Below are 18,387 nucleotides of genomic sequence, written 5' to 3'. Positions count from 1 at the left end.
AATGAGAACGCTGGAAAAGGGCAAGCTGATTGTCGCCTCGCACAATGCGGGCAAGCTGAAGGAATTCGACGGGCTGATCGGCCCGTTCGGCTTCGATGTCAGCTCGGTCGCGGCACTTGGCCTGCCGGAGCCGGACGAGACCGGCACCACGTTTGAGGAAAACGCCTATATCAAGGCGCTTGCAGCGGCTGAAGCCACCGGCTTGCCCGCATTGTCCGACGATTCCGGCCTGATGGTCGATGCGCTGGATGGCGAGCCGGGCGTCTATACCGCCAACTGGGCCGAGACCGAAGACGGCACGCGTGATTTCAACATGGCGATGCGCAAGGTCGAAGATCTTTTGCAGGAAAAGGGTGCGACGAGCCCGGACAAGCGCGGCGCACGTTTCGTCTCCGTCATCTGCCTTGCATGGCCGGATGGCGAAGCGGAATATTTCCGTGGCGAAGTGGAAGGGGTGCTGATCTGGCCGCCACGCGGCACGACCGGCTTCGGCTATGACCCGGTGTTCTTGCCGGATGGCCATGAGAAAACCTTTGGTGAAATGTCCGCCGACGAGAAGCACGGCTGGAAGCCCGGCGACGCCGAGGCCCTGTCGCACCGCGCCCGCGCCTTCAAGCTTTTTGCCGAAAAGGCGCTCAATGTGGAACAGGCTTCCGCGAAATGAACAGGCTCTTTCCCCCTTTGCAGGCGAAAAATGCTGCCAGCGCGATCCCCATCGCGCGTGCGAATGGGGAAACCGCGTTCGGCGTTTATGTGCACTGGCCGTTCTGTCTGGCCAAATGCCCGTATTGTGACTTCAACAGCCATGTCCGTCATAAGCCGGTGGATCAGGCGCGGTTTTCTGAAGCGTTTCGCCGCGAGATGGAAACGCTGCGCGAGCGCACCGGCCCACGCACGGTCACCAGCATTTTTCTGGGCGGCGGCACGCCCTCGCTGATGCAGCCCGAAACAGTGGGTGCGCTTCTCGATAATATTGCGTCGCATTGGTCTGTCGCACCCGACATCGAAGTGACGCTGGAAGCCAATCCGACCAGTGTGGAAGCCGACCGTTTTCGCGGCTATCGCGCCGCAGGCGTCAATCGCGTGTCGCTCGGCATTCAGGCGCTAAACGATCCCGATCTGCGCCGTCTGGGGCGTATGCATTCGGTCGATGAGGCAAAGGCGGCCATTCGCTTAGCGCGTGAGATTTTCCCGCGCCTGTCCTTCGATCTGATCTATGCGCGTCCGAACCAGAGCATCGAGGCATGGCGCGAAGAGCTGAAGGAGGCCATCGGACTGGCTGCCGATCACCTCTCGCTCTATCAGCTGACCATTGAGGAAGGCACGCAGTTCTATAATCTCTGGAAGGCTGGGAAGCTGACCACGCCGGAGCCGGACCACGCCGCAGCGCTCTATGAAGAAACGCAGCGGGTGACGGCAGAGCATGGTCTCCCGGCCTATGAAATTTCCAATCACGCAGTGCCGGGGCGCGAGTCGCAGCACAATCTGGTCTATTGGCGCTATGGCCAATATGTCGGCATCGGCCCCGGCGCGCATGGGCGTTTCGTGGAAAATGATGTTCGCACCGTCACCATGACCGAAAAGCACCCGGAAACCTGGCTCGATCATGTCGAACGGCGCGGTCATGGCATTGTCGAGGAAGAATATCTCGATGGCGGGCAGGAGGGCGACGAGTTCCTGATGATGGGGCTTCGTCTGCGCGAAGGCATCGATCTCGATCGATACAAGCGGTTGTCGGGCCAGAGCGTTGACCAGAAGCGTCTGGCGAAACTGATTGCCGAGGGCATGATCGAGCCGATGGGCGGCAGCATCATTCGCGCAACGCCGGACGGTGCGCTGGTGCTGGATGCGCTGGTGGCCGATCTGGCCGCATGAGGGGTAAGCAATGACTGAGGATATGGGCGACGCACGGCGCGATTATATGGTGGGCGGCACAGCCATGCGCGCCCGTCCGCTGGAACCCGCGCTTTATATCGTCTCGACGCCGATCGGCAATCTTGGCGATATGACGCTGCGCGGCATCGAAACGCTCGCCGCAGCCGATGTTTTGGCCTGCGAGGATACGCGTGTGACCCGCGTTCTCCTCGACCGCTACGGCATTTCCCGCCGCCCGATCAGCTATCACGAGCACAATGCCGCCGAAGCCGGAGAAAAGCTGATTGCCGCGCTGTCAGCGGGCAAAAGCGTTGCGCTGGTGTCCGATGCGGGCACGCCGCTCGTTTCCGATCCGGGCTTTCGTCTGGTCGGCGAAGCACGCGAGGCGGGTATTCGTGTCGTTCCCATTCCGGGTGCTTCCGCCGTTCTGGCCGCACTCGCCGCTTCGGGCCTGCCGACCGACGCCTTCATGTTCTGCGGCTTCCTGCCATCCAAGCATGGGCAAAAGCAGACGAAGCTGGAAAGCCTCAAGGGCATCGACGCAACGCTGGTCTTCTATGAGTCGCCAAACCGGACAGCGGCGACGCTGGCCGAAATGGCTGAAGTGTTCGGGCCGGATCGTCTGGGCGCGCTCTGCCGCGAACTGACCAAGGCCTATGAGACCATTCGCACTGCTCCGTTGGGCGAACTGGCGAAGGAATTCGACGGTGAGGATCGCATTCGCGGCGAAGTGGTTCTGCTCGTCGGCCCGCCGACAGGCAACACAATTCCGCAAAGCGAGGAAGACATCGACAAGCTGCTTCTGTCGCTTGCCGCCGAACTGCCGCCATCCAAGGCTGCAGGCGAGGCGGCGCGCATGACAGGCGGGCAGAAATCGGTTCTCTATCAGCGTCTTATGCAACTGAAATCGGATCAGCGATGACAGACCTCCGCGAGAAAAAGCGCGTTGCTTTCTTTCGCGGACATAGCGCCGAACGCTTTGCGGCGATGGTGCTTCTTTTGAAAGGTTTTCGCATTGTCGCGCGGCGCTATCGGACACGGCTCGGCGAAATTGATCTGATCGCCCGACGGGGCAATCTGGTGCTGATCGTCGAGGTCAAGGCGCGCAGCAGTCTCGAAGCAGCGCAATTGGCCGTCACGCCGCAGGCGATGCGCCGTATCGAAGCGGCAGCCGATCTCTGGCTGCAACGCCAGCCCGACCATAACCGTCTGTCTTTGCGTTTCGACCTGATTGCCGTGCTGCCGCGCCGCTGGCCTAAACACGTTCCGGCCTTCTTCACGAGCGGCGCTTATCGATAAGCCTATGTAAATCCTATAAAAATTGTGGGATATATTTCCGGCCTTATGGGAAATTAAAATCCCGCAATCGGCTGTTTTGAGAAAAAGTGATGCTCGCCATCATTTTCGCGCGCAAGCCCGTTTCTTATAAATCTCCCGCTCTCCATGGATAATGGCGCCAACTTTCACAAGACGCATTTCCGCACGCGAAACCGGTATCCACTTTCGCCGGAAATGCTCTCAAGGATGGCATCGTGTCTCTACCGCAAAAGCGTTTACTGGCTGATTTTCCTGCCTTCTTCCGGGTGTCGGAAGAGGTGGTTGTCGTCGTTGGCGGCGGCGAGGAAGCTTTGAACAAGGCGCGCCTCGTGGCGCAGACATCCGCACGGCTTCGCATCGTTGCCGAGGAAACGGGACATCATCTGGCCGAGTTCATCGCAAGCCATGGTGCGGAGCATGTGGCGGCACCTTTTGCGCCGGAACATGTCGCGGGCGCAAAGCTTGTTTTCGTGGCGACCGGCGATGAAGCGCAGGATCGCGCTATTGCCGCTGTGGTCAAGGCCGAGAAGGTTCCGGTCAATGTCGTGGATCGTCCTGCCCTTTGCGATTTCCTGACGCCTGCCATCGTCAACCGCGCGCCGCTGACGATTGCCATCGGCTCGGAAGGAAGCGCTCCGGTTCTGGCGCAGATGGTTCGTGCGCGTATCGATGCCGCCTTTTCGCCGCGCCTTGGCGAGCTTGCGCATTTCGCCGAAAGCTGGCGTCCGCTGGTCGAGCGCGCATTGCCCAAGGGGCTGGCCCGCCGCAGTTTCTGGCGCGGTTTCTTTTCGGGCCGTGTTGCCAGCGCCATCGAAAATGGTGATCGCGCGGAAGCCTATAAGGCTGCGAGCGACCTGATCGAGCAGCGCGACAATGCCGCCGGTTATGTCTGGCTGGTCGGTGCCGGTCCGGGTGCTGAAGACCTGCTGACCTTGCGCGCCCACCGCGCTTTGATGGAAGCCGATGTCATCGTGCATGATGCGCTGGTGCCGGAAGGCGTGATTGGCATGGGGCGTCGTGACGCCGAGCGCCTTGCCGTCGGCAAGCGCAAGGGCTGCCATTCCAAAAGCCAGGAAGAGATCAATCGCCTGCTGGTTTCGCTGGGGCGGGAAGGCAAGCGCGTTGTGCGGCTGAAATCCGGCGATCCGCTGGTGTTCGGACGCGCAGGCGAGGAAATGGCGGCGCTGCGTGCCGCCGGGATCGGGTTCGAAATCGTGCCCGGCATCACCTCGGCCTTTGCCGCCGCTGCCGATATGGAATTGCCGCTGACGCTGCGCGGTGTCGCCTCGTCGCTGGTGTTCACCACTGGCCATGACATGACCGGCGATGTGCTGCCGGGCTGGGCGAAGCTTGCCGTCTCCGGCGCAACCATTGCCGTCTATATGGGCTCCACGGTCGCGGCATCGGTTGCTGCGCGCCTGATTGGTGCGGGCCTGCATGAAGATACCGCCGTGGCGGTGGTGGAAAATGCGAGCCGGCAGGACAAGCGCCTGTTCCATGGCACGCTGAAGGATTTACCGGATCTGGAAAGCCGCAAGGAGCTTTCCGGCCCGGTCATGGTGATCATTGGCGATGCCGTCGCCGGTGCCGCAATCGACAAAGCCGAAGCGCTGGCCCTCAAGCCGGTTTCCGTCGCAGCCTAAACCCGCAGGATGCGCGGTCAACAAAAGTTTGGAGTTTGGAAATGGTCGTAAAAGTTCTCACTGCAAACCGGCTGATCGACGGGCAGGCTGTGTGGCTCGGTGCCGACGGTTCGTGGCAGGAGACCATCGACGGCGCGCTGGTTGCACGCCACGCCGAAGCCGTGACGGCGCTGGAAGACGCGGGCAAGGTTGCAGCGAAAGCCAATCTGGTTGTCGATGTGAATGTGATCGATGTCGAGGAGCGCGAGGAGGGGCTTTACCCGATCCGCCTGCGCGAGCGCATCCGCCTTTCCGGCCCGACCATCGTGACCTTTGGTGATCTGCCCCTCGACAAGCCTGCTTTGAAGCGCGCCTCGTAATATCTGTTGACGCATTTCCGGACGCAAAACCGGTTCCTACTTTTGCTGGAAATGCTCTGATCTGGATTTAGACTATGTATCGTTATGATGAATTCGACCGCGATTTCGTTGCGGCCCGCGTTGCCCAGTTCAAGGATCAGGTCGAGCGCCGCCTGACCGGAGAGCTGACGGAAGAACAGTTCCGTCCGCTGCGCCTGATGAATGGCCTTTACCTGCAATTGCACGCCTATATGCTGCGCGTGGCCGTTCCCTATGGCACGCTGTCGAGCCGCCAGTTGCGAAAGCTTGGTCACATTGCGCGCGTCTATGATCGCGGCTTTGGCCATTTCACCACGCGCCAGAATATCCAGTATAACTGGCCTGCGCTGAAGGACGTGCCGCGCATTCTGGAAGAGCTGGCGGAAGTCGAGATGCACGCCATCCAGACCTCCGGCAATTGCATTCGCAACGTGACTGCCGATCACTTCGCAGGCGCTGCCGCCGACGAAGTGGCCGATCCGCGCCCCTTCGCCGAAATCCTGCGCCAGTGGTCGTCGCTGCATCCAGAATTTTCCTATCTGCCGCGCAAGTTCAAGATCGCCATTGTCGGCTCGGACCATGACCGCGCCGCCATTCAGGTGCATGACATCGGCTTGCAGCTGAAGAAGAACGAGGCGGGCGATCTGGGCCTTGCCGTCTATATCGGCGGCGGTCAGGGCCGCACGCCGATGGTGGCGAAGAAGATTCGTGATTTCCTGCCCATCGAGGACATGCTGACCTATGTGACGGCCATCGTGCGCGTCTATAATCTGCATGGCCGTCGCGACAACAAATATAAGGCGCGCATCAAGATCCTCGTCCATGAAACGGGCGTTGAAGAACTGACCCGCGAGATCGATGCTGAATGGGAAGAAATCCGCAACGGCGAGCTGAAGCTGCCGCAGCGCGATATCGACGCGATTGAAAGCTATTTCCGCATGCCGAAGCTGCCGCAACGGCCGGAAGGCTGGGAAGTGCTGGCTGTTACCCAGAAGGCCGATGCGGAATTTGCAAGCTGGGTGGCGCGCAATGTCACGCCGCACAAGAACCCGGATTATGCGGTCGTCACTATTTCGCTGAAGCCCATCGGCGGTATTCCCGGCGATGCGAGCGCCGAGCAGATGGAACTGGTGGCGGATATTGCCGAAACCTATTCGTTCGATGAAATCCGCGTCAGCCACGAGCAGAATCTGGTCCTGCCGCATGTGGCTAAGGCCGATCTTGCAGCCGTCTATGATCTGCTGCAATCGGATGGGCTGGTGACGCCAAATGCCGGTCTCATCACCGATATCATCGCCTGCCCCGGTCTCGACTATTGCGCCCTTGCCAATGCGCGCTCCATTCCGGTGGCGCAGCGCATTTCGGAGCGCTTCGGCGACCAGCAGCGTCAGCTCGAAATTGGTGATCTCAAGATCAAGATTTCCGGCTGCATCAATGCCTGCGGCCATCACCATGTCGGTCATATCGGCATTCTGGGCGTAGAGAAAAAGGGTGAGGAACTCTATCAGATCACGCTTGGCGGTTCGGCGGACGAGCATTCGACCATAGGAGAAATCACCGGTCGCGGCTTTTCGTCGGAAGAAGTGGTGGATGCCATCGAAACGGTGGTCGATACCTATCTCGCCTTGCGTGAAAGCCCGGAGGAAAACTTTCTGGCCGCCTATCGCCGCGTTGGCATGGAACCGTTCAAACGCGCGCTTTATGGAGAAATAAGCCGTGCAGCTTGATGCTGAAGAAAGTGCTGCCGCCGAAGCCCGCCTTCTGGAGGCAAGCCACGGCGCGTCTACCCCGCAGGAAGTGATCGCGCTCGTCACGCGCGAACTCTATGACGGGCAGATCGCGGTTGTGTCTTCCTTCGGGGCGGAATCGGCTGTGCTTTTGCATATGATCTCGGAAATCGATCCGGCGATACCGGTACTATTTCTCGATACGGGCAAGCATTTCCGGGCCACGCTCGATTATCGTCACGATCTGGTGGATCGGCTGGGGCTGACCGATGTGCAGGATATCCTGCCGCTTGAGGACAGTCTTAAAAGCGATGATCCGTTCGGCGCGCTGTCGATGACCGATAAGGACCGCTGCTGCTTCATCCGCAAAGTTGAGCCGATGGCGCGCGCCGTCGCGCCTTATCGCGCCTGGATGACGGGCCGCAAGCAGTTTCAGGCATCGACACGCGAAAGCTTGCCGGTGTTTGAATCGGTCGGCCCGCGCATTCGTATCAATCCGCTAGCGCGTTTGCAGGCAGCAGACCTCAAGGCCTACGCTGAAAAGCACGATCTGCCGCCGCATCCTCTGACTGCGCAGGGCTATCGTTCCATCGGCTGCATGCCTTGCACGCGGCCCGTGAACGACGGCGAAGACCAGCGTGCCGGACGCTGGGCGGGATCAGAAAAGACAGAATGCGGCATCCATCTGACTGGCCTTGCCGACAGCCTTAAAACATTGGGAGCCACCGAGCGGAAATGAGCGATATCAACGAAACCAAACTCTGGTCCTCCGATGGCTTTCGCGAAGACGATTATGTCTTTGCCGACGATCTTGAAGCTGCGGGCGATGCCCCGGCGATCATCATTCCGCTCGCCGTCTGGCTCGGCCTAGATGAAGAGCGCCGCCGCGCCTCCAACCGCCGCATCGGCGTTTCGGTTGCGCCGGGCGAAGCGATTGAACCGCTGTTGAATGATCTGGGCAGCCTGCCGCTGATCGCCTTGCAGTTCCCGGCTTTCAACGATGGTCGCTCCTATTCCAAGGCCGAGATTCTGCGCCGCGAAGGTTTTGCGGGTGAGTTGCGCGCCGTCGGCGATGTGCTGATCGATCAGGCGGCGCTGATGCTGCGCACCGGCTTCGACAGTCTTCAGGTGACCAACAAGGTCGCCCAGAGCCGTCTTGGCGAAAACCGTCTGGTCGATACACCCGGTTACTATCAGCCGGGGCGCGGTTCCACTCCGGCGGAAGGTGGGTTCGCCTGGCGGCGGGTAAAGGCTAGTTAGACACATCGCTCAAACTTGCCATTTTTTTGGCTGTCTTGATGCACTAGATACGCCTTGTCATTTACAGGGAGTCGATGCGTGATCCGGCACATTGTTTTCTTCAGCGTCAAGCAAGGTCAGGATATCGAGACAGTCAGAAAAGGGCTGGAGCAGCTTGCCACCATCCCGCATTCCGAAGTCTTCGAAGTTCTGCCGAATTCTAGGGTCGATCCGATGTGCGACCGCATCGATCTCGTCGTCTATGCCGAGTTCAAGGATGAAGAAGCGCTTTTCGCTTTCAAGAAACATCCGACCTATGACGCCACGACGCAACTCGTGCGCCCGATGCGCGAATTGCGTTTTTCCGCTGATGTTGTCACTGATAAAGAGTAGTTACCACTCCGCCTGTGGTCGTTCCTGAAGTGGCAGGCCGCCGAATAGATCTGGCTCGCTGGAGATTTTGGCGCGCTCGATATTCAGAAGCTTCAGTTTCGTCGCCGTACCGCCCGCCGCTGAAAACCCGCCGACCTTGCCGTTGGAACCGAGCACCCGGTGACAGGGCACGATGATCGGAAACGGGTTTTTGCCAAGTGCATAACCGACCGCTTGCGACAGGCTCACGTCACCAAGTCGTCTGGCAATCGCGCCATAGGTGGTGGTTTCGCCCGCCTTCAGTTCGAGAATAATCTCGTAAACCTGCCGGTTGAGGTCGGGAAGCGATTCGAACGCTAGCGGCGATTGCGAGAAATCCGGCGATCCGCCGTCGAGAAGCGCGCGCACTTTTTCGATGGCTTGCGTTACAAAGGCTGGCACATCGGCCTGAGCATTGGAAAACTGTTCGCCCACCCGCTCACCAAGGCGGTAACGGGTTTCTTTCTCGTCCGTATCGCCGATTTCGACACCGATGACTTTTGCACCGCGCCAGGCAATGCCGCACGGGCCAATCGGCGTCTCAAAGATGGTGATTCCGGACGGTTCCATACGTATCAATATAGCACGGATTTCGCGACGAACGGCGACTGGAAACGATAAGTTGCAACATTTGCAGCGTATGGCGCTGCGAAATGGTTGAAGAACGTTCCGAATAATGATTGTGTGAGCGGGAAGGTCAGGATCGTGGCATGAGAGATTCCATGCCCTTAAATGGCCAAACGGGTCGATATAAGTTTCCGTCGCAGTTTTCGCGAGATCGGAACCGAGGAATTTAAATGGACGATTATGAGCGTTATGCCACGGGGTTAATGATCGTTTTCGGCGCGCTGATCATCGGCGGGCTGATGGCGGCAAACCTTTATCATGGCGACAAGCCGGGTTTTCTCTTCGCGCTTGGTGCAGCCGTCGTCGGCTGGTTTTCAGCTTTCGCCGTTCTTTTCGACAAGCCGCGCGTTTATGGCGTGATGATTGCCGCTGCAATCGGCCTTGTCGCGGCTTCTATCGGTGCCTACGTCACCTGAGAGCCATCAATATTTCGAAGCAATTGAGAGAAAAGCCCCGCAATGCGGGGCTTTTTCGTTGGTCGCGGCCTTATAGATAAGGCGAATAGCACTGGCGGCGCGGACCGTAATTGGGTTGGAACGTATTGTCATAGGCGCGGTATGACCGATAGCGGCTGTAGCACCAGCGGGTATGCGGGTTGCGGCTGCGGTAAGTCGGTGCCGGACGGTAGGCAGGACCCGGACCCCAGTAACGCCGGTCATGTCTGTAATAGGGCCGGTAATGCGGACGGTCGTAGCGCCAATAGCGCCGGTCGTCGCGATAATCGTAATATTGCACCGTTTGCGCAGTAGGTGCCGATGCCTGAGCCGGTGCCGTGGTAGGGGCCGCCATCAGCGAGGGCTGCGCCGCATTGGCTGTCCCGGCAGCGGCGGACAGGCCGATGCCCAGCGACAGACACGCGGCAAAAACGGAATAACCAAACCTTTTCATAGGTCTCTCCTAATCAAAGCAATCGTTTATGTGCGTATTTTTGCTCGCCCATTGTGGCGGAGCGGTGGCTTTCACCAGTCACGATTTCTTCTGTGCTGCAACAGACCAGGGAGGGAACACAGAGCTGCCTGCAGCCCAAAGCGAGCAGTTTATAGCGGGTACATATAATGCTTCGAGAGCTGAACAATAATTGACATAAAGATATGTTTATGTCATTAAGCGACCTCCTGCGATTGTGCATATCAGAATACAGGCGGTACTCTTATGGCGTCTTCCCTCGACGATCTTTTCGGTGCAACGGCGGCTCAGCCGGATGGTTCGGAGGTGCTGGCCGCGCTGACCAAAGCGGCGCGCGAGCGTATTCTGATCCTCGACGGGGCGATGGGAACGCAGATTCAAGGGCTTGGCTTCCATGAAGAGCATTTCCGCGGTGAGCGTTTCGGCGCCTGTGATTGTCAGCTTCAGGGCAATAATGACCTTCTGACGCTGACGCAGCCAAAGGCCATTGAGGAAATCCACTACGCCTACGCCATTGCGGGCGCGGATATTCTCGAAACCAATACATTCTCCTCCACGACGATTGCCCAGGCCGATTACGGCATGGAAGAGCAGGTCTATGAGCTGAACCGCGACGGTGCGCGCCTTGCGCGTCGCGCTGCCCTGCGCGCCGAGCAGAAGGACGGTCGCCGCCGTTTCGTCGCAGGCGCTCTTGGACCGACAAACCGCACCGCTTCGCTGTCGCCGGATGTCAATAATCCAGGCTTCCGCGCCGTCACCTTCGACGATCTGCGTATTGCCTATGCCGAGCAGATCCGGGGGCTGATCGACGGCGGTTCCGACATCATCCTGATTGAAACCATCTTCGACACGCTGAATGCGAAGGCCGCCGTCTTCGCTTCGGAGCAAGTGTTCGAAGAGAAGGGCATTTTCCTGCCGGTGATGATTTCCGGCACGATCACCGATCTTTCCGGTCGCACCCTGTCGGGCCAGACACCAACGGCGTTTTGGCACTCGCTGCGTCACGCCAAGCCGTTCACCATCGGTCTAAACTGCGCACTCGGCGCCAATGCCATGCGCGCGCATCTGGACGAATTGTCGACCATCGCCGATACGTTCATCTGCGCCTATCCGAATGCCGGTCTGCCGAACGAGTTTGGCCAGTATGACGAAACGCCGGAGGCGATGGCTGCCCAGATCGAGGGCTTTGCCCGCGACGGCATGGTCAATGTGGTTGGCGGTTGCTGCGGCTCCACGCCGGATCATATCCGCGCTATTGCCGAGGCTGTTGCAAAGCACCCGCCGCGCAAACCTGCCAAGGTTGCGCCACTGATGCGCCTTTCGGGCCTCGAGCCTTTCACGCTGACCGAGGACATTCCCTTCGTCAATGTCGGGGAACGCACCAACGTGACCGGCTCTGCTCGCTTCCGTAAGCTGATCAAGGCTGGTGACTTCGCCGCCGCCCTTGACGTGGCGCGCGATCAGGTGGCCAATGGCGCCCAGATCATCGACATCAATATGGATGAGGGCCTGATCGATTCCGAAAAGGCGATGGTCGAATTTCTCAATCTGATCGCCGCCGAGCCGGACATCGCCCGCGTGCCGATCATGATCGACAGCTCCAAATGGGAAGTCATTGAGGCTGGCCTGAAATGCGTTCAGGGCAAGCCGGTGGTCAACTCCATCTCGATGAAGGAAGGTGAGGAAGCCTTCATTCATCACGCAAAGCTCGTCCGTGCTTATGGTGCGGCGGTCGTGGTCATGGCGTTCGACGAAACCGGACAGGCCGATACCGAAGCGCGCAAGATCGAAATCTGTAGTCGGGCCTACAAGATTCTGACCGAGCAGGTTGGTTTTCCGCCGGAAGACATCATCTTCGATCCGAACATCTTCGCGGTAGCGACCGGCATCGACGAGCACAATAATTACGGCGTCGATTTCATCGAAGCGACCCGGAAAATCATGGCGACCCTGCCGCACGTCCATGTGTCGGGCGGCGTGTCGAACCTGTCCTTTTCGTTCCGCGGCAATGAGCCGGTGCGCGAGGCGATGCATGCCGTGTTCCTCTATCACGCCATTCAGGCGGGCATGGATATGGGCATCGTCAATGCGGGTCAGCTGGCGGTCTACGATGCCATTGATCCGGAACTGCGCGAGGCCTGCGAAGACGTGGTGCTGAACCGCCGTTCCGACGCGACTGAACGCCTGCTGGAGATTGCCGAACGTTTCCGCGATTCAGGCTCGAAGGAAGCCAAGGCGCAAGATCTGGCCTGGCGCGAATGGCCGGTGGCAAAGCGTCTCGAACATGCGCTGGTCAACGGCATTACCGAATATATCGAAGCCGACACGGAAGAAGCGCGCAAGGCTGCCGAACGGCCGCTGCACGTCATCGAAGGTCCGCTGATGGCCGGCATGAATGTGGTTGGCGACCTGTTCGGCGCGGGTAAGATGTTTCTGCCACAGGTGGTGAAATCCGCCCGCGTAATGAAACAGGCTGTGGCCGTCCTCCTGCCTTACATGGAAGAGGAAAAGCGCCGCAATGCCGAAAATGGCATTGAGGGCGGCGAGCGTCAGAGCGCCGGCAAGGTGCTGATGGCGACCGTGAAGGGCGACGTGCACGATATCGGGAAGAATATCGTCGGCGTCGTGCTGGCCTGCAACAATTACGAGATTATCGATCTCGGCGTCATGGTGCCTTCGCAGAAGATTTTGCAGGTGGCGCGTGAAGAGAAGGTCGATGTCATCGGCCTTTCCGGCCTCATCACGCCATCGCTCGATGAAATGGCACATGTGGCCGCGGAAATGGAACGCGAAGGATTCGACATTCCGCTTTTGATCGGCGGGGCGACCACGAGTCGCGTCCATACGGCGGTGAAAATTCATCCGCGTTACGAGCGCGGCCAGACGGTCTATGTGATCGATGCCAGCCGCGCGGTGGGTGTCGTGTCCAGCCTGCTGTCGCCGGAAGCCAAGGGCAATTATGTCGATGGCATCCGCGAGGAATATGCCAAGGTTGCAGCCGCCCATGCGCGTAGCGAAGCGGAAAAGCAGCGCCTGCCGCTTGCCCGCGCCCGCGCCAATGCGCACAAGCTCGACTGGGACGCATTTGCACCGGTGAAGCCAAGCTTTACCGGCACGAAGACATTCGACGATTACGATCTGGCCGAAATTGCGCGCTATATCGACTGGACGCCATTCTTCCAGACCTGGGAGCTGAAAGGGCGCTATCCGGCAATCCTTGAGGACGAAAAGCAGGGCGGGGCCGCGCGCCAGCTCTGGTCTGATGCGCAGGCTATGCTGACGAAGATCATCGACGAAAAATGGTTCACGCCGAAAGCCGTGGTTGGTTTCTGGCCCGCCAATGCGGTCGGCGACGATATCCGGCTGTTCACCGACGAGAGCCGGAAAGAGGAGCTGGCCACCTTCTTCACGCTGCGTCAGCAGCTTGGTAAGCGCGATGGCCGCCCGAATGTCGCCATGTCCGACTTCGTGGCGCCCGTCGAGAGCGGAAAGCAGGATTATGTCGGCGGCTTCGTCGTCACGGCGGGCATCGGCGAGGTGGCGATTGCCGAGCGTTTCGAGCGGGCCAATGACGACTATTCCGCTATTCTTGTGAAGGCGCTGGCCGACCGTTTTGCCGAAGCCTTCGCGGAACTGATGCATGAGCGCGTGCGCAAGGAATTCTGGGCCTATGCGACCGAAGAAACCTATACGCCGGAAGAACTGATCGGCGAACCTTACAAGGGCATCCGCCCGGCTCCGGGTTACCCGTCACAACCCGACCACACCGAAAAGACCACCCTGTTCCGTCTGCTTGATGCAACGGCGGAGACGGGTGTGGAACTGACCGAAAGCTATGCCATGTGGCCGGGCTCGTCGGTTTCGGGCCTCTATATCGGCCACCCGGAAAGCTATTATTTCGGTGTCGCCAAGGTGGAGCGCGATCAGGTCGAGGATTATGCAAGCCGCAAGGGTATGAGCGTCGGGGAGGTGGAGCGCTGGCTCGCGCCGATTCTCAATTACACCCCCGGCAATGTTACGGACGAAGCGGCATAGCCGACGCAGCTGTCACAACCTCAAGAAGAAGGGCCTCGCACGTTGCGAGGCTTTTTTGTTTGCAATATTTCTTATCCCACGATGGCATAACTGTTTAAAAACAGAGGTTTTGCGAAATTCACGCTGCTTTTTGGAAGCAATCCTTCTGGAGAGAGTTACAGGAAAATGCTATTTAAGGCTGTGCGTTCGAAATTTTGTGAGCGTTAAAGTTGTATTGTGCGTAAGTTATTGAAAACAAAATATTAGGACGGCAGCAATGAAATGGGAATTGTTATGCGATGCCATGCAGTCCGCCGGTAATGCGGACAAATTGTTTGAATATGTAAAAAAATATGCCCGCGAAATCGGCTTTGACCATGTTTCTTATGTCATGTCGGTTCCGTCCTTGAATGGGGCGGTCAAATGGGTGCGTTACGAAGATATGCCGAAAGGCTGGACTGCACTCTACGCCAGCAAAAAATATGTGGAGATCTATCCGCTTGTCCGGCTCGGCCTGCACAGCATCGACCCGCTGGTCTGGTCGCCGAAGCTTTTTGCCGAAACGCCGCAATTATGGGCCGATCTGCAAGCGTTTGGCCTGAAGGTCGGTATTTCACAACCATGCTGGGCGGCACAGGGCGTGTTTGGAATGTTGACATTCCTGCGCAGCGGCCAGCCGCTGACCGCAGCCGAAGTCACAGCCCTGCGGCGTCAATTGCAGATGGTGACCAATCTCCTGCATCTGTCGATGTTCGAACTGGTCAATGTGCCGCGGCTGAATTGCGCCAGTGAAGTCTGTCTGACGGCACGGGAGCGTGAAATCCTGCGTTGGACAAGTGAAGGAAAAACCGCTGAAATTATCGGGGCGATCCTCAATATTTCGACCCGTACCGTCAATTTTCATATCAGCAATGTACTGACGAAGCTTGTTGCAGTGAACAAGGTTCAGGCAGTCGCCAAGGCGCGTACCTTCGGCCTGCTCTGATCCACTCTAAGCCCCACGGCGGTTTGGCCCGTTGGGTGCTTTCAAAAATCTCCCTCCAAAAACCGTTCCATCCTTATCGCGCGCGGCAGAAGATGCCCGGCGGTGGCCGCTCTTTTGAGCAAGAATTTGCCCGGCGTGAACGCTCCAAAACTGCTAAATATCACAATTTTAGTAGGATTTTCCGACATTTACGCCAAATTTCACTTTTTGCCGGCGGCGCAAGTTTGTTCCGGCCTTGTGCGAAAGACTGCAAGTTTTTGGCGCAGGCAATCGCGAATACGCGAAAGCATTCTTTCACTTTTCGGCTTCTTTTCACGACAATGCGCGCAACTTAGCCAGGGTGCCGATTTCGCTCCGTCAGAACCGTAATCCTGCTTTCTCGTCTCTATCCGGTTTCCGGGAGTTAATGTCGTGCATCATGCATCCCTGACCAAGAATTTGACGCATCTGCAACGTCTCGAAGCAGAAGCGATCCATATCTTTCGCGAAGTCGCAGCAACCTTCTCCAATCCGGTGATGCTCTATTCGGTGGGCAAGGATTCTTCGGTCATGATGCATCTGGCGATGAAGGCGTTTTATCCCGCACCACCGCCCTTTCCCTTTCTCCATGTCGATACGACCTGGAAATTCCGCGAGATGATCGAATTCCGCGACGCACAGGCGCGCGAAAAGGGTTTCGAGCTGCTGGTACATATCAATGAGGATGGCGTGCGCGAGGGCGTCGGCCCATTCACCCATGGTTCGAATGTCCATACCCATGTGATGAAAACGGTCGGTCTCCGGCAGGCGCTCGACAAGTACAAGTTCGATGCGGCTTTTGGCGGCGCGCGTCGCGATGAGGAAAAATCCCGCGCCAAGGAGCGCATTTTCTCATTCCGCAATGCGCAGCATGGCTGGGACCCGAAGAACCAGCGGCCTGAAATGTGGAAGATTTACAATACGCGTGTCGCGGCTGGTGAGTCGATCCGCGTCTTCCCGCTCTCTAACTGGACCGAGCTCGATATCTGGCAATATATCCTGCAGGAAAACATCCCCATCGTGCCGCTCTATTTCGCCGCCCGCCGTCCGGTGGTGGAGCGCGACGGCATGCTGATCATGGTCGATGACGACCGCATGAAGCTGCGCGATGGTGAAAAGGTGGAAGAGCGGCTGGTGCGTTTCCGCACGCTTGGCTGCTATCCCCTGACCGGGGCGATTGAATCCAGCGCCTCCAGCCTTTCGGATATTGTCGAGGAAATGCTGATCGCCCGCACGTCGGAACGTCAGGGCCGTGCCATCGACCGCGATGAAGCCGGTTCCATGGAAAAGAAGAAGCGCGAGGGCTATTTCTGATGAATGCCGTGTTGAAGCCTTCCGTAACCAGCGCAGCGGTGACCGAGTTTCTGGCCGATCAGGAGCGCAAGACGCTGCTGCGGTTTCTCACCTGCGGCTCCGTCGATGATGGCAAATCCACGCTGATCGGGCGTCTGCTCTATGACACCAAGCTGATCTTCGAAGACCAGCTTGCAGCGCTTAAGAATGACAGCCGCAAATTCGGCACGACAGATGACGATTTCGACTTCGCGCTTCTGGTTGACGGTCTGGAGGCCGAGCGCGAACAGGGCATCACCATCGATGTCGCCTATCGGTTCTTTTCCACGCCGCGCCGCAAGTTCATCGTCGCCGATACGCCGGGCCATGCGCAATATACGCGCAATATGGCGACGGGGGCTTCGACCGCCGATCTGGCAGTGGTGCTGATCGATGCCCGGCAGGGCGTTCTGACGCAAACGCGCCGCCATTCCTTCATTGCCTCGGCGCTCGGCATTCGCAATATCGTGCTTGCGGTCAACAAGATCGACCTTGTCGATTTCTCGCAAGAGGCCTTCGACCGCATCGTTGCCGATTATATGAGCTTCGCCAAAGATCTCGGTTTTGCCAGTATCCAGCCGATGCCGCTTTCGGCCCGCTATGGCGACAATGTCACCAGCCTGTCGCCGCGTATCGACTGGTATGATGGCCCGCATCTGCTCGAACATCTGGAGACCGTGCGCATCGATACGGAAGCGGCGGCCAGGCCATTCCGCTTTCCGGTGCAATATGTGAACCGGCCCAATCTCGATTTTCGCGGCTTTTCCGGGACAGTGGCTTCCGGCTCGATTGCGGCAGGCGATACGGTTGTCGTGGCTAAATCCGGCAAGCAGTCGCGGGTAAAGCGCATCGCGACCTATGATGGCGATCTGCCCCGCGCCTCGGAAGGACAGGCCGTCACACTGGTGCTGGAAGACGAGATCGAAGTTTCACGCGGCAATATGCTGGTCGGCGCGGAAGCACGGCCGGAAGTGGCGGATCGTTTCGCAGCCAATATCGTCTGGTTCGGCGAGGACGCCTTGCAGCCCGGACGGTCCTATCTCCTGCGCACCGAAACCGACCAGACGCCGGTGACGGTCAGCGAGATCAAATATCGGACCGATGTGAACACATTCGCCCGTGAGGATGCGGCCCATCTGGACCTCAACGAGATTGGCTTGTGCCACCTCCAGACGGCCGACCCGATTGTGTTCGACGCTTACGCCGAGAACCGCGTCACCGGCGCTTTCGTGCTGATCGACCGGGTGTCCAACGCGACCGTTGGTGCCGGAATGATCGACAGTGCGTTGCGTCAGGCGACCAATGTGCACTTGCAGGCTCTCGACCTCGACGGAAAGACACGGGCCGCGCAGAAATTCCAGAAGCCAGCGGTGCTGTGGTTCACCGGCCTTTCGGGGTCGGGCAAGTCCACCATCGCCAACCGGCTGGAACAGCGCCTGCATGCGCTGGGCAAGCATACTTATCTGCTCGATGGCGACAATGTCCGCCATGGCCTCAACAGCGATCTTGGTTTCTCCGATGCGGACCGGGCGGAAAACATCCGTCGCGTCGGCGAAGTGGCGCGGCTGATGGCCGATGCCGGTTTGATCACGCTGGTTTCGTTCATTTCCCCGTTCCGCTCGGAGCGCGACACGGTTCGCGCGCGGCTGCCGGAAGGGGAGTTCATTGAAATCTTCGTCGATACGCCGATTGAGGAATGCATTGCGCGTGACCCAAAGGGTCTTTATGCGCAGGCGCTGCGTGGCGAAATCAAGTCCTTCACGGGCATCGATTCGCCTTATGAAGCGCCAGCCTCGCCGGAACTGCGCCTCGATACGACGGGGCGCAATGTTGACGAACTGGTCGCGGAAGTAGAAAAGTATCTGGCCGAGCGTGGTATCATCGGCAGTTATGGTAGCGATTCCTGGTCGATCTGA

At 58.7% G+C, this 18,387-nt stretch carries 17 protein-coding genes; 15 read left to right on the top strand and 2 right to left on the bottom strand.

Going from position 1 to position 18,387, the window contains the following annotated elements; all coding sequences use genetic code 11:
- Position 1: 1 nt before the first annotated feature.
- From rdgB to WIX40_RS12755, 10 genes are all read left to right on the top strand, one after another.
- Complete coding sequence (gene rdgB, locus WIX40_RS12800) at positions 2–664, top strand: RdgB/HAM1 family non-canonical purine NTP pyrophosphatase (protein WP_339440070.1); 663 nt, start codon at positions 2–4, stop codon at positions 662–664.
- Positions 661–1,875, top strand: a complete 1,215-nt coding sequence (hemW, locus tag WIX40_RS12795; RefSeq protein ID WP_339440068.1) for a radical SAM family heme chaperone HemW — start codon at positions 661–663, stop codon at positions 1,873–1,875. The genes rdgB and hemW overlap by 4 nt, the downstream gene beginning before the upstream one ends.
- A gap of 10 nt (positions 1,876–1,885) precedes the next feature.
- Positions 1,886–2,797, top strand: coding sequence for a 16S rRNA (cytidine(1402)-2'-O)-methyltransferase (gene rsmI, locus WIX40_RS12790; protein WP_339440066.1), 912 nt, complete (start codon positions 1,886–1,888; stop codon positions 2,795–2,797).
- Positions 2,794–3,174 carry a YraN family protein gene (locus WIX40_RS12785; RefSeq protein WP_171316801.1) on the top strand — a complete coding sequence of 127 codons (381 nt, stop codon included), beginning with the start codon at positions 2,794–2,796 and terminating at the stop codon, positions 3,172–3,174. Before rsmI ends, WIX40_RS12785 begins: the two co-directional genes overlap by 4 nt.
- A 233-nt stretch (positions 3,175–3,407) precedes the next feature.
- Positions 3,408–4,835, top strand: coding sequence for a siroheme synthase CysG (gene cysG / locus WIX40_RS12780; RefSeq protein WP_171316799.1), 1,428 nt, complete (start codon positions 3,408–3,410; stop codon positions 4,833–4,835).
- Positions 4,836–4,876: 41 nt separating this feature from the next.
- Complete coding sequence (locus WIX40_RS12775; RefSeq protein ID WP_109368200.1) at positions 4,877–5,194, top strand: DUF2849 domain-containing protein; 318 nt, start codon at positions 4,877–4,879, stop codon at positions 5,192–5,194.
- Positions 5,195–5,268: 74 nt separating this feature from the next.
- The gene (locus WIX40_RS12770; RefSeq protein WP_140024448.1) at positions 5,269–6,939 is read left to right on the top strand and encodes a nitrite/sulfite reductase; all 1,671 of its coding nucleotides are present in this window, start codon (positions 5,269–5,271) and stop codon (positions 6,937–6,939) included.
- Entirely contained in the window at positions 6,929–7,678 is a 750-nt protein-coding gene (locus tag WIX40_RS12765) for a phosphoadenylyl-sulfate reductase (RefSeq protein ID WP_140024447.1), read from the top strand. The genes WIX40_RS12770 and WIX40_RS12765 overlap by 11 nt, the downstream gene beginning before the upstream one ends.
- Complete coding sequence (locus WIX40_RS12760; RefSeq protein ID WP_339440063.1) at positions 7,675–8,199, top strand: DUF934 domain-containing protein; 525 nt, start codon at positions 7,675–7,677, stop codon at positions 8,197–8,199. The genes WIX40_RS12765 and WIX40_RS12760 overlap by 4 nt, the downstream gene beginning before the upstream one ends.
- A gap of 78 nt (positions 8,200–8,277) precedes the next feature.
- Complete coding sequence (locus WIX40_RS12755; protein ID WP_109368204.1) at positions 8,278–8,571, top strand: Dabb family protein; 294 nt, start codon at positions 8,278–8,280, stop codon at positions 8,569–8,571.
- Here WIX40_RS12755 and WIX40_RS12750 read toward each other — a convergent pair whose 3' ends face one another.
- Positions 8,572–9,159 carry a methylated-DNA--[protein]-cysteine S-methyltransferase gene (locus tag WIX40_RS12750; RefSeq protein ID WP_339440061.1) on the bottom strand — a complete coding sequence of 196 codons (588 nt, stop codon included), beginning with the start codon at positions 9,157–9,159 and terminating at the stop codon, positions 8,572–8,574.
- A 227-nt stretch (positions 9,160–9,386) separates the two neighbouring features.
- On the opposite strand from WIX40_RS12750, the gene WIX40_RS12745 reads away from it, so the two are divergent.
- Positions 9,387–9,632, top strand: coding sequence for a hypothetical protein (locus WIX40_RS12745; protein WP_339440059.1), 246 nt, complete (start codon positions 9,387–9,389; stop codon positions 9,630–9,632).
- A gap of 70 nt (positions 9,633–9,702) precedes the next feature.
- On the opposite strand, the gene WIX40_RS12740 is transcribed toward WIX40_RS12745, so the two are convergent.
- The gene (locus tag WIX40_RS12740) at positions 9,703–10,104 is read right to left on the bottom strand and encodes a BA14K family protein (RefSeq protein ID WP_339440057.1); all 402 of its coding nucleotides are present in this window, start codon (positions 10,102–10,104) and stop codon (positions 9,703–9,705) included.
- 264 nt (positions 10,105–10,368) lie between these two features.
- Between WIX40_RS12740 and metH the strand changes: the two genes are divergently transcribed.
- The 4 genes from metH to cysN all read left to right on the top strand — a co-directional run bounded on the left by metH (position 10,369) and on the right by cysN (position 18,387).
- Positions 10,369–14,157, top strand: a complete 3,789-nt coding sequence (gene metH / locus WIX40_RS12735; RefSeq protein WP_339440055.1) for a methionine synthase — start codon at positions 10,369–10,371, stop codon at positions 14,155–14,157.
- A 256-nt stretch (positions 14,158–14,413) separates the two neighbouring features.
- Positions 14,414–15,121, top strand: coding sequence for a LuxR family transcriptional regulator (locus tag WIX40_RS12730; protein ID WP_339440053.1), 708 nt, complete (start codon positions 14,414–14,416; stop codon positions 15,119–15,121).
- A 411-nt stretch (positions 15,122–15,532) separates the two neighbouring features.
- On the top strand, positions 15,533–16,453 hold the full coding sequence (cysD, locus tag WIX40_RS12725; RefSeq protein WP_109368207.1) for a sulfate adenylyltransferase subunit CysD: 921 nt from the start codon (positions 15,533–15,535) through the stop codon (positions 16,451–16,453).
- Positions 16,453–18,387, top strand: a complete 1,935-nt coding sequence (gene cysN / locus WIX40_RS12720; RefSeq protein WP_339440051.1) for a sulfate adenylyltransferase subunit CysN — start codon at positions 16,453–16,455, stop codon at positions 18,385–18,387. Before cysD ends, cysN begins: the two co-directional genes overlap by 1 nt.

The organism is Ochrobactrum teleogrylli, from assembly GCF_037482325.1.
Taxonomy (GTDB): domain Bacteria; phylum Pseudomonadota; class Alphaproteobacteria; order Rhizobiales; family Rhizobiaceae; genus Brucella; species Brucella teleogrylli.
This window is presented reverse-complemented; position numbering and strand designations above follow the sequence as displayed.

Excerpts from the sequence above, each read along its gene's own strand:
- rdgB (WP_339440070.1), top strand. The coding sequence starts at position 2 with ATGAGAACGCTGGAAAAGGGCAAGCTGATTGTCGCCTCGCACAATGCG.
- hemW (WP_339440068.1), top strand. The coding sequence starts at position 661 with ATGAACAGGCTCTTTCCCCCTTTGCAGGCGAAAAATGCTGCCAGCGCG.
- rsmI (WP_339440066.1), top strand. The coding sequence starts at position 1,886 with ATGACTGAGGATATGGGCGACGCACGGCGCGATTATATGGTGGGCGGC.
- WIX40_RS12785 (WP_171316801.1), top strand. The coding sequence starts at position 2,794 with ATGACAGACCTCCGCGAGAAAAAGCGCGTTGCTTTCTTTCGCGGACAT.
- WIX40_RS12775 (WP_109368200.1), top strand. The coding sequence starts at position 4,877 with ATGGTCGTAAAAGTTCTCACTGCAAACCGGCTGATCGACGGGCAGGCT.
- WIX40_RS12770 (WP_140024448.1), top strand. The coding sequence starts at position 5,269 with ATGTATCGTTATGATGAATTCGACCGCGATTTCGTTGCGGCCCGCGTT.
- WIX40_RS12760 (WP_339440063.1), top strand. The coding sequence starts at position 7,675 with ATGAGCGATATCAACGAAACCAAACTCTGGTCCTCCGATGGCTTTCGC.
- WIX40_RS12750 (WP_339440061.1), bottom strand. The coding sequence starts at position 9,159 with ATGGAACCGTCCGGAATCACCATCTTTGAGACGCCGATTGGCCCGTGC.
- WIX40_RS12745 (WP_339440059.1), top strand. The coding sequence starts at position 9,387 with ATGGACGATTATGAGCGTTATGCCACGGGGTTAATGATCGTTTTCGGC.
- WIX40_RS12740 (WP_339440057.1), bottom strand. The coding sequence starts at position 10,104 with ATGAAAAGGTTTGGTTATTCCGTTTTTGCCGCGTGTCTGTCGCTGGGC.
- metH (WP_339440055.1), top strand. The coding sequence starts at position 10,369 with ATGGCGTCTTCCCTCGACGATCTTTTCGGTGCAACGGCGGCTCAGCCG.
- WIX40_RS12730 (WP_339440053.1), top strand. The coding sequence starts at position 14,414 with ATGAAATGGGAATTGTTATGCGATGCCATGCAGTCCGCCGGTAATGCG.
- cysN (WP_339440051.1), top strand. The coding sequence starts at position 16,453 with ATGAATGCCGTGTTGAAGCCTTCCGTAACCAGCGCAGCGGTGACCGAG.